The sequence below is a fragment of the Brevibacillus sp. SAFN-007a genome (genome assembly GCF_051967035.1).
In the GTDB taxonomy this organism is placed as follows: Bacteria; Bacillota; Bacilli; order Brevibacillales; family Brevibacillaceae; genus Brevibacillus.
On the sequence record NZ_JBQCKK010000007.1, the window covers coordinates 66920 to 80643 of the forward strand.

The window sequence follows — 13724 nt, forward strand, 5'->3', positions numbered from 1 at the left end:
CCTTTATTTGACGAACACGTTTTGCGCGCCGATGCTCGTATCGCCCTCTTCGAACCATCTGGAGGTAACCGTCTTCTTCTTCGTGTAGAACAGGACGCCGTCCTTGCCGTTTGCATGCAGATCGCCGTAAAACGACTCCTTCCAGCCCGAGAAGGCGAAAAAGCCCATTGGCGCAGGCACGCCCACATTGACCCCGACCATGCCGGCTTCCACGCGCTGCACGAATTCCCTGCCCCATTTTCCGTTGTTCGTATAGATCGTCGCGCCGTTGCCGAAGCGCGAGCGGCTAATCGTTTCCAGTCCCTCTTCAAAATTTTTCACGCGCATCACACTGAGCACAGGCGCGAAAATTTCGTCGCGCACGATGACCATTTCCGCGTCTGCCTGGTCAAAAATCGTCGGGCCGAGATAGTAGCCTTTTTCGTGCTGCTTCGCATCTTCCCGTCCGTCGCGCACGAGCGCTGCACCGGATGCGATACCTTTTTCAATGTAGCTGTGCACGTTGGCCAAATGCGAATCGCGGATCACCGGACCGAGATCGACGCCTGGCTCAAGCCCGTTGCCCATCACAAGCGCGTTGGATTCTTCGATCAGATGCGCTACCAGCTCGTCAGCGATGTCCTCGACAGCCACGACCGCGCTCGCCGCCATGCAGCGCTCCCCCGCGCATCCGAACGCCGAGCTGACAATGGTTTTCGCTGCCCGCTTCAAGTCGGTGTCCGGCATGACCAGATGGTGATTTTTCGCGCCAGCCAGCGCCTGTACCCGTTTTCCATGGGCGGCGGCTGTCTTGTACACGTACTCCGCGACAGGCTGCGAGCCTACGAAGGAGATCGCCTTCACATCCGGATGTTCCAACAGCCCGTTGACGACATCGTGGGCGCCGTGCACGACATTGAATACCCCGTCAGGCAAGCCCGCTTCCTTCAGCAGCTCCGCAATGCGGATGCAGGACAGCGGCGTGCGCTCCGACGGCTTGAGGACGAACGTATTGCCCGCTGTAATCGCGATCGGATACATCCACATCGGAACCATCACAGGGAAATTGAACGGGGTAATCCCCCCTACGACGCCAAGCGGAAAGCGAATCGCCTGGCTGTCGATATGGGCAGCGATATTGGGCAGCGTCTCGCCCATGAGCAGCGTCGGCATGCCACATGCGAATTCGACCATCTCCAGTCCGCGCAACAGCTCCGCCTGGGCTTCCGGGAGGTTTTTGCCGTTCTCCAGCGTAATCGTCCGGGCAAGCTCGTCCGCATGCTGCAAGAGCAGACTGTGAAAACGAAACATGATGCGAGCCCGATCCACGACCGGAGTCGCGCTCCACCCTGCGAACGCTTCCTTTGCAACAGCCACGGCCTTGTCCACGTCTTCTCTCGTCGACAGCGGCACGCGGGACAACAGTTCGCCCGTCGCCGGGTTGGGCACGTCCTCAAAGCGGGTTGCCTGCGATTCCACCCATTGTCCCCCTACGTAATTCTTCAATGGATTTCCAACAGCGGCTGTGTTCATCCTTTCCACTCCTTGCGATCATTTGTTTGACAATTCCATTTTATCCAAAAATAAATCCGTTCATCACTAGACAAACTGACAATCATTCGGTAGGATTCATCATACATGATGTCCATTGCCCACCACGGACCGCTTGCGGAGAACGGGCAGAAAAGAGGAGAAGCCTATGCGCAATGACTGGCGACTGACGATCGCCGAGGCGATCAAGCGCCCTGTGTTTCAACATGCCGAGGTTGTGGCGGGCCAGCACGGTCTCGCCCGCCCTGTACGCTGGGTCCACGTCCTGGAAACCGCCGATACGGGACGATTTTTGAATGGCGGCGAGCTGATTCTCTCTACCGGACTCGGCTTCGGGGAGGCGAAGGAAAAACGGCTCGCCTACTTGGCCGAGCTGATCCGGCGCAAAGCGTCCGGCCTGTGCGTGGAGCTGGGCGCGTACATCCCGTCCATTCCGGCGGACATGCTGGAGATGGCCAACCACCACGCGTTTCCGCTCATCGTTTTTCATCAGCCTGTGCGTTTCGTCGATATTACGCAGGATTTGCACGAGCATCTCATCAACCGGCAAATGCAGGCGCTGCGCGACCTCGAAACGTACTCCCGCGGCTTGCAGCAGCTCAGCTTGCAGGCGGCAGGCATCCCCAAGCTGCTCCAGCATTTTCAGGCCGCCGTAAAAACCCAGGTGCTGTTTTACTCGCCAGACATCGCCGCCCAGTACGTCCCGGCCTTGCCCCACGCGGTCCAGCTGGAAATGACCGAGCTGATGCGCGCTCATTTCGCACAGGCAGACACAAGCGACGCCAGCGTGCGCTATCACCCGTTGTCGCTGACCAAGCAGCTGGTCTATCAGCCCGTGATGGCAATGGGCCACCTGCTCGCCTACGTCGGGCTGATCCTGTACGAGCGGGAGGCGGACGAGTATTTGCTGTTGACGCTGGACAATACCGTCTCGGCGATGGCCCAGTTTTTCCTGCGAAAAATGTTCGCCGAGGAACAGACGCGCGCCACGGAAAACCGCCTGTTCGACGAACTCATCGCCAATCGCGCGATGCCCGAGGAGCATATGCGCACGCTGCTCGGCTTGCCCGGCGCAAGCCCCCCGCCTGCGTACTACACGCTGGTCATGTCCTGCGAAACCGCCACCGAGCAGGCAGACGATGCCCTGCCGCCGCACGATTTGACGGCGATTTTCCGCTCGCTGCTTGCGCGGCAAGGCTTTCGGCCGTTCATTCGCTGCACCGGCAATCGCTTTTACTTTTTGCTCATCGACCAAAAGACAACGACAAACGCACGGCGGGCGCTGGAAAAAGCATGGGCGGACATGAAGCGGATCGCGGAGCAAATGCTGGGGGCGGACGCCCGAATTTGCTGCGGAATCGGCCGGGTTGGCAAACGCTTGTCGGATGCCGGCAGCCACCTGGCGGAAGCCGAACAGGCCCTCGCTTTTCAGCGCGAAGCGACCAGTCCTTTTTTCACGGACCTCGGCTTGTTTCGCCTGCTGTTTCACATCCCGCCCGAGCCTGTGCTCGCGAGCTTCATCGCCGATTACCTCGGGCCGTTGCTTGCGCACGACCAAAAGCATGGTTCTGCCCTCGTGCACACGCTGCGCGTCTACCTCGACGCCAACCTGTCCAAGCAGGAGGCTGCCGAGCGCTTGTTCATTCACCGCCAGACGCTCTATCACCGTCTGGAAAAAATCGCAGAGTTGCTCGGGAACGACTACGCCTCCCCGGAGCGCCGCATTTGTCTGGAGATCGCCCTGCGCGCCCGGGACTGGCTGCAAAAAGAAGCGGAAGGCGCGCTGGCGTAAAAAGGCCCGCTCCCCTGCCGTTCACCGTTTGCTCAGCCGCGTTCTTCTCTGCACCCAAAAAAAGACACAGCCCTTCGCTCGCATCAAGAGCAAAGGCTGTGTCTTTTCCGTTTATTCATCGCGCTCGCTACGCTGACGGGAGTCACTAGCGCTTTTTCGTTCGTCCCGGATACTGCAAGTCCAGGCGAAAATTCGCTTCTTTGCCGTCCGCAAGCTCCACCCGCACCTTGTACAGGCCGGACTTCGGCAGCTTCGCCGTCAGCGCTTCGGGATTGTCTGTCCCCGTTGCGGCGGCCAGTTCCTTCTCGTTGTTGTCGTACAGGTACACTTGCAGATCGGCTTCCTCATCCCATTCCAGCGACAAGCTCACCTCTCCTGCAACGAAGCTGCGGATGACGTACTCCTTGTAACGGGTCTTTTTGTTCAGCGTGCCTTTTTTCCGTTCGCTTTTGACCTCGTAGTCTTCGTGGCCTGCCTGGCCGTTATCGTCCTCCTCGTCTTCGTGGCCGCCGTCATCCTCCTCCTTGCCCTTCGCCCATTTGCCTGTCGTAGCGATTGCGTACGGCTGCGGACCTTTCGGAATGTTATAGCCTTCCACCGTCACGGTGTACGTCCCTTTTTCCGGCTCCACAATCCAAATTTGCTCGACGTTGTTGACGTTGTCCACCTGGTCGTTGTACGGCGCTTCGAAAAAGTCGTTTCCGTTCAGACGCTCGCCGCTCGGGGTCGTGACCGTCAGATTCAAGTCGTTGACCAGGGCGCGCCGGGCGGCAAGCGAAGCCGGATAGTCGGTCCAGGCAAGCGTGATGGCAAGCGGCTTCGAGCTGTCCGTCACCTTGACCGCGTACTCGGCTTTTTCGCGCGTCCGCAGCCCATCCTTGACGTCTTTGTAGCTCGTCTGGATCGCCCGCTCCAGGTTCGCCCGTCCGAAGCCTTGCTTGCGCATGTCTTCGCCGAGATCATCCGCGCTCGTCAACAGCATGGCCTTGAGCAGGGCACCGCTCGGCTCCTTCTCCCCCTGCTCGTCCAAAAACTGCCGGACTTGCGCGACGCCGCCCGCGAGAATCGGTGTCGCGATGCTCGTGCCGCTCATATAGGCGTAGTAGTCGTTGAAGCGTCTGTCAAAATTTTTGCTCGGGGCAAGCGAAGAGCGGGTCGACAAAATCGACGTGCCCGGAGCGACAATATCCGGCTTCAAACGCCCGTCCGCTGTCAGTCCGCGACTGCTGTCTTCCCATACCTCGTCTTTGTTATCCGAGTGGTCGCCAAGGCTCGGGCGGACGTTTTCCGACGCGCCGACGGCGATGACGTTTTTGGCGGTAGCCGGACTGCCGATGGTCTGATAGCCAGCCACCCCGTAGTTGCCCGCCGCGATCAGCGCGGTCATGTCCGGATGCTCCCACAAGAATCGGTCAAACAGAAACGAGCTTACACTGTAGGCCCCGTTGTCATCGGCCCCCCATGAATCGGAATGGATCCGGGCGCCGTCCTCGTACGCTTCCTGCAAAATCGCTTCCACGTCGATCACCAGCTTGCCGCTGCGGTCTTCAATCGAGTGAAAGACGAGCTTCGCGTCGGGAGCCATCCCTTTGTACTGCCCGTTCGAAGCCTCGCCTGTGCCGAGAACAGCCCCGGCCACGTGCGTGCCGTGCCCGTGCCGGTCGCTGGCATCGTCTTTTCTGCCCATAGCGTACAAGCTTTTGACCTGGCCTTGAAAATCCGGGTGTATAGACTTCAGGTCGCCGGTATCCAGCCCGGTATCCGCTACGCCGACGATCTGCCCTTTGCCGGTGTAGCCTGTTGAGGCCAGCTCGTCCGCATGGATGATCGTCGCCGCGATGTCGTTGTGCAGTTCATTTTCCGGAACAGGGACGACTGCGATGACGTCCTCCGATTCGATGACTTGTCCAATCGCTTCTTCGTTCATCGTGGCGATGGAGATATGCGGCGCGATCTTTGGCGACTCGATCTCTTTTACATCGGCTTCATCCGCCAGACTGCTGACGGTACGCAGCATGTCCACCTGTTGGTCGAAGCCGATCACCGCTACTTCTACGGCTTTCGTTTTTCCCAGGGCAGATCGCAACTGCGGAGCGAGCTTGGCCTGCGGATGATACGGCATCACTTTTTTCACAAAGGACAGCCGCTCGATTTCGTCGCGCTGCTCCTCGCGATCCAGCTTGGCCAAAAAGGCGTAATCCGGTATGTAATCGCCCAGAGTGGCACCCAAATCTTCCAATTTTTCTTTCCATTGTTCGCGCACCGGGCCAGACAGCTGGATGACGACGAGATCGGTGGCGCTCCTTCTCGACGACGTTTTCTCCATCGCCAACCCTTTCTCAGCTTCGATCTCGATATGTCCCCGTCTCTCTCCCTGCTGTTGCCTGGCCTCTGCCGGAACGCTTGCCAAAAGCATGCTCAAGGCGATTGTTGTCGATACGGTTGCCTGCCATTTTTTTTGCAAAGAAAAAACACCCTTCCCCTCATGGCGTTGTGTTTCCATTATACGGGATTGGGTGAATTGTCAAAAGAGGAGGAAAGCAGATGCATGGGACAAAAACTAGGCTTTTGTCCCATTTTCCTCGCTGTCCCCTGTCAATAGCGGTTCAAAATCGCTCCACAAAAGCGTCATCAAAAGCTCCTGGTCCCAGTTCTCGCGGGACATGCCTGTGAGACGCAGCGCCTGGTTCTGGATCGCCTCCTGCAAAAGGTTGAAGCTGAACCGCCCGTTTCCGTGCAGCCGCTGCTCCTTGGACGCTTTTTCCAGCCTGTGCCCAATCGCTGCGACGGCGCTGTCCTCGATCACATAGCCCGCCTTCTGTGCAGCCTGCTCTAAAATGTGCACAAGCTCCTCCACCGCGTAGTCGGGGAAGTGGATATATTTTTTAAATCGCGACAAAAGTCCCGGATTGCTCAGGAGCAGCGCGTTCATTTCCCCCGGGTAGCCTGCCAGCACCACAACGAGATTTTCCCCGTGTCGCGTCATTTCCTCGACGAGCGTGTGAATCGCTTCCTGGCCGAAGTCCTGCTGGCTCGGCCCGAGCAAGGCGTACGCTTCATCAATAAACAGCACCCCGCCCAACGCCTCGCGCACTTTTCTGCGGGTGAGCGCCGCCGTCTGTCCGACGAAGCCGGCGACCAGATCCGCACGGCTTGCCGTGACGAGGTGACCGCGCTTCAAATAGCCGACCTCCTGCAACATTTGCGCGTACAGCTTCGCTACCGTCGTTTTCCCCGTGCCTGGGTTGCCTGTAAACATGGCATGCAGCTCAATCGCGCTCTTGGGCAAGCCTCTGGCCGCCCGCTCCTGCTGCACCGCGACATAGGCAGTTATTTTTTTCAGCTCGGCCTTCACCGCTTCAAGCCCGATCAACGACTGGAGCTGTGCTTCGGCGGACGATTCCGCAGTCGGCCGGGGCGCTTCGCTGACATCCTCCGGCCGCAAAATGGTGAAGTCGTCCCATTGCAGCGCTTTGCCCGCAGTCGCCCGCCCTTTGGCGAAAATCGCGTCCAGCACCAGATTGGTGACGGTGCGGGCATTGCCGAACGTCTCGTCCACCTGCGCTTTTTCGATGCGCTCCCGTAGCGCCGTCTTGGCCGCATCCGTCAGCGTAAAGTCGTTTCGCGCCGCTACCGCGTCCGCAATTTGCATCAGCTCATCCGCCGAGTAATCGGGCAGCACAAAATGTCCCGCCTGGGGAAAACGGCTGTACAAGCCTGGATTGGCATACAAAAACTGCCGCATTTCTTCCGGATAGCCAGCGAGCATGACCACAAACCGTCCGGCGTACTCCCCGCTCGTCATCGCGGCCACCAGCGTGTCGATCGCGTTTTGCCCGTAGTCGCTGCCCGAGCTGTCCGGCCGCTTCAAGCTGTACGCTTCGTCGATGAACAGCACGCCGCCGTCCGCCTGCTTGATCGCCTCCATCACCCGCTGCTCCGTCTGCCCGACGTAGCCGCCCACAAGATGGGAGCGGTCCACTTCAATCAACTGCCCGTTGGCAAGCAGCCCCAGCTCGTGGTACAGGCGGGCGATCAACCGGGCCAGCGTCGTCTTGCCCGTGCCCGGATTGCCCATCAGCACGAGGTGAAGCGGCAGCTGATCGTGCATGTGCCAGCCTTTTTCCTCGCGCAGCTTCCGGTATTGCAAAAACTGGGCAAGCTGGCGCACCCGCTGCTTGATGTCGCGCAGACCGATCAGGCCCTCCAACTGCTCCAGCGCCGACAGCTTGCCGTGGCGCTCGACTGCGGGAGCTTCGGCGGCAGCATGCCCTTCTTCCTCGGGGAGCAGCTGCGCTTTTTCCTGGGCCTGCCCGTTCAGGGCGCGAATCGTCTCCTGTAGCTGGGTCAACAGCTCTGCCGAGAAAAAGACGCCGGACAGCGAAGCCGCGTACGCCTGGACGCGCTCCAACAGCTCAGCCAGCAGCTTTTGCCGCCTGTCGTACAGGTCGACCAGGCGTTCCGCTGTCATGTAAGCCTGCTCGTCCCCCAGCTTGTGCGCCGTATGCAGCGCTTCCCTGGCAATCGCCTGCCACTGTTCGATTTCCGTTTGGGCGAGCAGCGCTTTTTCACGCAGCACCTCGACGGCCCGCCTCTTGGCGACGACATTATCCGTCTCGCGAACGGTCGGAAACCCGGTTTCAAACGGATGGCTGCGCAGTTGGGAAAAGGCGAGCCGCAGGTATGCCTCCCGTACATACGGATCGTCCGGTCGCAGCGACAGCGCCCGTTCCAGCCACTCCTGCGCCAGCGCGTAGCCGCCTTTTTTCGCCATGCGCAAAACGGACAGCCTGGTCAGGACCGCCGCTTCTGCCCGATCGCGCTGGTCGTCGGGATATTCGGTACGTGCCTCTTCTATTTTTTGCAAAAGGGCCAAACATTCGGCCTCTGTGTATGCTTGAATCTGTGCGGGGTCGACCAGCGCGCCCTCTCTGGCAGGCTGCCGATCTCGCTCGTGTTGTTGTTGCATGCTTTTTGCTCCTCCCGCTTTTGTGTCATTCTTTGTTGTAGCACATTTGCAGGTGGAAGAAAAGGTTACGCGGCAAACTTGCCGCTATGCGCTTTTGCCAAGGCGCAGCCCGCCCGTGTTTTTCGCGGCAAACAGGACCGCGAGCACGAGCAAAAGTCCCGCTCCGCCAAACTCCAGCCAGGTGCCGCCCGCTCTGAGCATCGCCGCTCCCGCTACGGGTCCCGCTGCCATGCCCAAGTAGCGGATCAGATTGTAGACGCCAATCGCGGTAGCCCGTTCCTGTTCAAACACTTCCGACAAGAGCGTCGTATGCACCGGCATCCCGATTCCGAGCGCCAGAGCGAACAACGCACTTGTCACGATGAGTAAGACGAACGATGCATCTGCTGCCGCCATGAACAAAAAAGTCGCGACAGCGTGCATTCCGGCTGTCCAGACGAGTGCTTTGCGCGATCCCCACCGCTTTTGCACACGGGCAGCCAGCTTGCTGCTAATCATAAAGACGATGGATGCGAGCGAAAACAACAGCCCGATTCGCTCGCTGGACAAATGGTAGCGGTGCGTCAGCTCGACGGGGATGAACAGAAGGAAGCAGTAATACGTAAACATTTGCGCAAAGCCGAGCAAAATCACGGCCGCTCCCGTCGGCTGCCGGAAAATATCGCGGTAGGCGCGCAAACGAAAGCTACTCGCGGCTGTCTGACTGTCTTTTGTCTCCGGCAGCAACAGTCCGTTTCCGATGAGCAACAGAACCGCGGTTACGGCCAAAAACGCAAAGACAGCCGAATGTCCGCCCACTCCCCCGATCCAGCCGCCGAGCAACGGGCCGATGGCTGGTCCTATCGCCAGCATCATCTGGTACGTTCCCATTGCATTCGCCCGCTCGTTGCCCGTAAACAGGTCGCCAATCATCGTGGCTGCCACAATCGGGATCGCGGCGAAGCCTACGCCCTGAATCGCGCGAAAAACGAGCAAGGAAGCAATCGAATTCGCCCAATAGCAGGCGACAGAAGCGAGCGCATACAGGGCGAGTGCCGGAATCAGCACCCTTTTCCGGCCAAACCGATCCACGAGCGGCCCGTAGACGATCTGCATCACAGCCAGCATGACCGTAAACAGCGAGATCGTCAGGTTGATCCCGTATTCGCTCGTCGCAAACGCCTTTTGCATGGCGGGCAGGATCGGTATAAACAAGTTTTGGGCAAACGTTCCGAGCAGAATGGTCACGCCCAACAAAACGAGTACTTTTTTTGCATTCATCTGCTGATTCACCTCAACCTCATAATTGTGTCCAAGGAAACCATTCAGCAAAACATGAGGGAGCACCCGTCGTCTCCCTTCAAGCCTCTGCCCAGTTCCGTTCCAGCTCTTTCGTCGCTTCGCTGATGAAGCGAGCGATAAACGCCAGCTCTTCTTCGCTGTACTGATCCAAAAAACGGTACACGCTTTTCTCCAGCCGCGTGTGAAAGCTTGCGTGAATGCCGTTCACCAGCTCACCTGCTTTGGTCAAGCGGAAAAAAACCTCTTTCTGGTTGTCCTCCAGCTGATAGCGCTCCAGCAAGCCTTTTTTCAGCAGCTTGATTGTAATTTTCGAAATCGCGCTCTTGGTAACCCCGATATGCTGCGCGATCGTTGTCACATTCATCCGGGTATCGCTGCCGATCGCCGAAATGACATGCAACTCCGTCACCGAGAGGCTGCCCACATGCTGGTATTCGGGAATGCTGCTTTGAATCTGCCGCAGAAGCAGCGCTCCGCGGCGCTTGCTTTGCTCCTCCTGTTTATGGAGGAGAGTGAGCCACTGATTCCAAATTTTCGTTTTTTGATCCAATTCAGAAGTCAGCTCCTTTGCTCAGAAGATCCTGTTTGTTTCCTAGGAAACATTTTTACTGTATCACGATTCGCAAAAACTGGCAAGCAAAAACCGCAGCCCCATCCTCCCGAGGCTGCAGTTTTTGCTTCTGCTTACCCGTGCACATTTCCCACTTCCACATCGGCGGCAAAACGGGCGCGTGCAGACTCCAGCACTTCGCCTTCCGCGCCTGCCGACACTTTGTAGGTGGCCACCACCTGTTTGCCGTCTCGCACCTGCACGTTGTACTGCGAATCGCCGTCGTACGTGCACTCGCACCGATAGTCCTTGCCGTTGACCTGAATGGTTCCTTCCACTGTGGTCACACCTCCCCTTCTAGTGTGACCCACGCGTTTGCCGCTCATGCCTGATTAGGCAAAAAGCTCGACACTTCTGCCTGTCGCAGCGGACTCCATTGCCGCCTCGATAATGCGCAGGGCGTAAAGCCCGTCTTCTCCCGTCACCGCCGGGGCGGCTCCGGTGCGAATCGCCTCGACAAAGGCATCAATGACGCCACTGGCGGTTTGCGCATCATTGGTCTGCATGGCGCCGATCTGGTAAACCACACGCTCGCCTCCCGCGTTCACCACTTCGATGTCCTTTTGCGGATCGGCAAAAATTTTCATCATGCCGCGCTCTCCATACAGAATCGTGCTGTTGTCCTCATCGCCGTAGTAGCTCCAGCTAAACGACGCCGTACCGACTGCGCCCGATTGCGTTTTCAAGAGGCATACCATATGGTCGCACACCTCGATAGGCTGTCCGTGCTCGTCCTTTTTGTCCAGCACGTCGGCAAACGCGCTGACCTGCACAATTTCGTCCTGCAGCAAAAACCGCAGCAAGTCCACTTTATGAATGCCCAAATCGCCGGCAACCCCGAGCGCTGAACGATCCTTTTTGAAAAACCAGGTGCCTTTTGTCCGGTTGGTGCTCCAGTACTCGGGACCTTTATGCCCAAAGCTCGTTTTGAACGAGAGAATTTTGCCCAATTCGCCTGCCGCGATCAGCTGCCGCGCCTTCTGGTGGGCGGGGACCAGACGCTGGTTGTGGTCGATCATCAACGTCGCTTTTGAAGCACGCGCTGCCGCAAGAATCGTCTCCGCTCCCTCCAGCGTCGTGGCCATCGGCTTTTCGCACAGCACATGCTTGCCGGCAAGAAGCGCCTGCGTGGTAATGATGTGGTGCATCTCGTTTGTCGAGCAGTCGCTGATCGCGGCGATCTCCGGATGGTGAACGACTTCTTCCCAGCTGCCAGCTACTTGTCCGCCGTACCGGGCCGCCAGCTTTTGCGCGCGTTCGGGATTGGGATCGTAGACGAGGTGGATTTCTGTGTAAGGATTTTGGCTATACTCCGGTGCATGACGATGGGTTGCGATGGAACCGCAGCCGATAATGCCGACTTTCAATGTCACTGTCTTCTCTCCCCTTTTTTCTGGTTCCTGTCCGTCTGATGAACGAAGCAAGGATGAAGTCGCAGGTTGTCGCTCAGACGTTTGCCAATATTCTTAATTATACAGATAATGGTTCCGTTTTGAAAACGTCTCCTTTTCGCCAACCCGCGTGTTCTATTCGACCGAGTACACGTGGCGGCTGGGCAGCTCCAGCGCATGCAACCGTCCTCCGAACACAGCGCCGCCGTCAATCCCGATGAGGTTGTTTTCGCCAAAATAGACGTCGGGCTTTCCGTGCAAAATCTCTGTGGGGGTATGACCAAAGACAACGGTTTTCTTCCCTTGGTAGCCGCTGTGGAATTCGTCGCGAATCCACATCAGTATGTACGGATCGGTTTCTGCCACGGGCGTTAGCGGATGCACGCCGCCGTGGACAAATAGGAATTCCTCTGTCTCATGGTAATAGGAAAGTCCGGCCAAAAAATCGAGGTGCTCGCGAACTTCCTCCGTCACTTCCAGCGAGTCCGGCGCGGCCAAATGGGTCTCTGCCGCTGCGTGGCCGTAGCTGGCCAATGTCGACCGGGCTCCGTTGCGAAACCAGCGCTCGATCCATACCGGGTCCTGTTCAAACGCTTTTACCATCATATGGTCATGATTCCCCATCAAGACAATCGCGCCTTGCGCATGAAGCTGCTTCACCTTATCCACCACTTCTCTGGACTTGGGCCCGCGGTCGACGTAATCTCCGAGCAAAATCAACTGATCGCGCTGCGGATCGTAATTCGCCAGCTCCATCAGCGATTCCAGCTTGTCCAGTTCTCCGTGAATATCGCTGATTGCCAATATCCGATGCATCCTACCCCTTCTTTCTTATATCTGTCGGTACGCTGCTCGTTTTTTCTGTTTCATTGTACGCTCCCTTCTGCCCGATTTCTACCCGGGGGAAGTTTGTCTGGCATAAAAAACAGCCACGGCTCCCACGATCCGTGACTGTCGCACCTGCGCTCGTCTATGTGCTTGGCATTTCATTCCAGAACGTGATGTCTTCCACATCCAGGCGGGTGGTGGGATGGCCTGGTTGCGCCGCTTTGCCGACAGCGATCAGCATAACGGTTTCGTAACGATCGGAAATGTGGAACGCCTCTTTGAACCTTTCGTCATGGTAGCCGCCCATCGGCACGGTGTCATAGCCACGCGCTTTTGCCACCAGCATGAATTGCATGGCGACCAGCCCGCCATCCACGAGAGCGACGTCCTTTATCTGGCTGCGTTCGCGATTTTCGTAGCGACGATGGATGTTGGCGATGAGAGTGGCCTTGGTCTCCTCCGTCATGTAGCCGGCGTCGATGGCTTTCTGATAAATCTTCTCCGCCTGCTTGTAGCCCTCGTAGTCGGCCAGCACGGCGATGACAGCAGCCGCCTCGACGACCTGCTTCTGGTTGAACGCTATCGGGAGCAGCTTTTCTTTCAGCGCCTGGTCGTCAATGATGAGAAAGCGCCACGGCTGGAGATTGGAACTGGATGGTGCCAACGTCGCTTCGGCCACCATCTGTTTCAGCTCGTCGCGGGAAATTTTCACTGTCGGATCGTAATGACGCACCGAGCGCCGCTCAGTAATAACCTCAAAAAAACCCTTTTTGTTCATGACTCGTTCCATCTCCTTGCTCCTCCAATCAGAAAGTAACTACCTTTTTGTAGGTCAAACAGGAAGTGTTCAAACTTTATCATAGCTGCCCATATTTTGGCAATCCTTCGAACTGCAAAAAAACGCTTTGGCGCAGACCATGCACTCGTACTGAACACGTACAGGTGCATGGACCAGAACCAAAGCGTTTTGCGATGTGTGCCTAGCCTATTTGCTTACACAGGAGAAAACGCCGACAGGACGGCAGGCTGCCTTACCGTTTCCTTGTTCGGCAGCTCCACGATGAGGGTTCCGCTGTCCCCATCTTCGCCGCCTTCCCAGTGCAGCGCGAATGGCTTGCGCTGGAAAGCGTCGTTCTCATCGAGACTCGCCAGCATCTTTTTCAGCGTGTCTGCCGTCACCGGAACCGGGACGCTGGGGCCTTCCTCCTGCGGAAGCGAGAGCAGCTTGGGGGCGTCTTCAAAATACTGAACTGTATCGAGCAAAAGCGACACCTGCTGCCAGCTCAACGGAGATACAAAAGCTTCAAACGGAGTTGCCATTTT

Annotated in this window: 11 protein-coding genes; 1 reads left to right on the forward strand and 10 read right to left on the reverse strand. The window is 57.8% G+C overall.

Going from position 1 to position 13724, the window contains the following annotated elements:
* Nucleotides 1-3: 3 nt before the first annotated feature.
* Nucleotides 4-1512, reverse strand: a complete 1509-nt coding sequence (locus ACTHO6_RS10535; RefSeq protein WP_440241495.1) for a CoA-acylating methylmalonate-semialdehyde dehydrogenase — start codon at nt 1510-1512, stop codon at nt 4-6.
* A 166-nt stretch (nt 1513-1678) separates the two neighbouring features.
* Between ACTHO6_RS10535 and ACTHO6_RS10540 the strand changes: the two genes are divergently transcribed.
* Nucleotides 1679-3322: a PucR family transcriptional regulator gene (locus ACTHO6_RS10540; protein WP_440241496.1), complete on the forward strand. Its 1644-nt coding sequence runs from the start codon at nt 1679-1681 to the stop codon at nt 3320-3322.
* 145 nt (nt 3323-3467) lie between these two features.
* Here the strand turns inward: ACTHO6_RS10540 and ACTHO6_RS10545 are convergent, their stop codons facing one another.
* From ACTHO6_RS10545 to ACTHO6_RS10585, 9 genes are all read right to left on the reverse strand, one after another.
* Nucleotides 3468-5738 (reverse strand): S8 family serine peptidase, encoded by a 2271-nt coding sequence (locus tag ACTHO6_RS10545; RefSeq protein WP_440241584.1) that lies wholly within the window; start codon nt 5736-5738, stop codon nt 3468-3470.
* A gap of 144 nt (nt 5739-5882) precedes the next feature.
* The gene (locus ACTHO6_RS10550; protein ID WP_440241497.1) at nt 5883-8291 is read right to left on the reverse strand and encodes an AAA family ATPase; all 2409 of its coding nucleotides are present in this window, start codon (nt 8289-8291) and stop codon (nt 5883-5885) included.
* Between the two features lie 84 nt (nt 8292-8375).
* Nucleotides 8376-9551: an MFS transporter gene (locus ACTHO6_RS10555; protein WP_440241498.1), complete on the reverse strand. Its 1176-nt coding sequence runs from the start codon at nt 9549-9551 to the stop codon at nt 8376-8378.
* Between the two features lie 79 nt (nt 9552-9630).
* The gene (locus ACTHO6_RS10560) at nt 9631-10122 is read right to left on the reverse strand and encodes a MarR family transcriptional regulator (RefSeq protein WP_440241499.1); all 492 of its coding nucleotides are present in this window, start codon (nt 10120-10122) and stop codon (nt 9631-9633) included.
* Between the two features lie 134 nt (nt 10123-10256).
* Complete coding sequence (locus ACTHO6_RS10565) at nt 10257-10469, reverse strand: hypothetical protein (protein ID WP_440241500.1); 213 nt, start codon at nt 10467-10469, stop codon at nt 10257-10259.
* 45 nt (nt 10470-10514) lie between these two features.
* Nucleotides 10515-11555, reverse strand: coding sequence for a Gfo/Idh/MocA family protein (locus ACTHO6_RS10570; RefSeq protein WP_440241501.1), 1041 nt, complete (start codon nt 11553-11555; stop codon nt 10515-10517).
* 153 nt (nt 11556-11708) lie between these two features.
* Complete coding sequence (locus tag ACTHO6_RS10575) at nt 11709-12389, reverse strand: metallophosphoesterase family protein (protein WP_440241502.1); 681 nt, start codon at nt 12387-12389, stop codon at nt 11709-11711.
* 154 nt (nt 12390-12543) lie between these two features.
* On the reverse strand, nt 12544-13179 hold the full coding sequence (locus tag ACTHO6_RS10580; protein ID WP_440241503.1) for a nitroreductase family protein: 636 nt from the start codon (nt 13177-13179) through the stop codon (nt 12544-12546).
* 215 nt (nt 13180-13394) lie between these two features.
* The gene (locus ACTHO6_RS10585; RefSeq protein ID WP_440241504.1) at nt 13395-13721 is read right to left on the reverse strand and encodes a hypothetical protein; all 327 of its coding nucleotides are present in this window, start codon (nt 13719-13721) and stop codon (nt 13395-13397) included.
* Nucleotides 13722-13724 lie beyond the last annotated feature (3 nt).

What these genes read in the sequence shown, in the direction of transcription:
- ACTHO6_RS10555 (WP_440241498.1), bottom strand. Translation starts at nt 9,551, where the DNA reads ATGAATGCAAAAAAAGTACTCGTTTTGTTGGGCGTGACCATTCTGCTC.
- ACTHO6_RS10580 (WP_440241503.1), bottom strand. Translation starts at nt 13,179, where the DNA reads ATGAACAAAAAGGGTTTTTTTGAGGTTATTACTGAGCGGCGCTCGGTG.
- ACTHO6_RS10575 (WP_440241502.1), bottom strand. Translation starts at nt 12,389, where the DNA reads ATGCATCGGATATTGGCAATCAGCGATATTCACGGAGAACTGGACAAG.
- ACTHO6_RS10550 (WP_440241497.1), bottom strand. Translation starts at nt 8,291, where the DNA reads ATGCAACAACAACACGAGCGAGATCGGCAGCCTGCCAGAGAGGGCGCG.
- ACTHO6_RS10535 (WP_440241495.1), bottom strand. Translation starts at nt 1,512, where the DNA reads ATGAACACAGCCGCTGTTGGAAATCCATTGAAGAATTACGTAGGGGGA.
- ACTHO6_RS10545 (WP_440241584.1), bottom strand. Translation starts at nt 5,738, where the DNA reads ATGCTTTTGGCAAGCGTTCCGGCAGAGGCCAGGCAACAGCAGGGAGAG.
- ACTHO6_RS10540 (WP_440241496.1), top strand. Translation starts at nt 1,679, where the DNA reads ATGCGCAATGACTGGCGACTGACGATCGCCGAGGCGATCAAGCGCCCT.
- ACTHO6_RS10585 (WP_440241504.1), bottom strand. Translation starts at nt 13,721, where the DNA reads ATGGCAACTCCGTTTGAAGCTTTTGTATCTCCGTTGAGCTGGCAGCAG.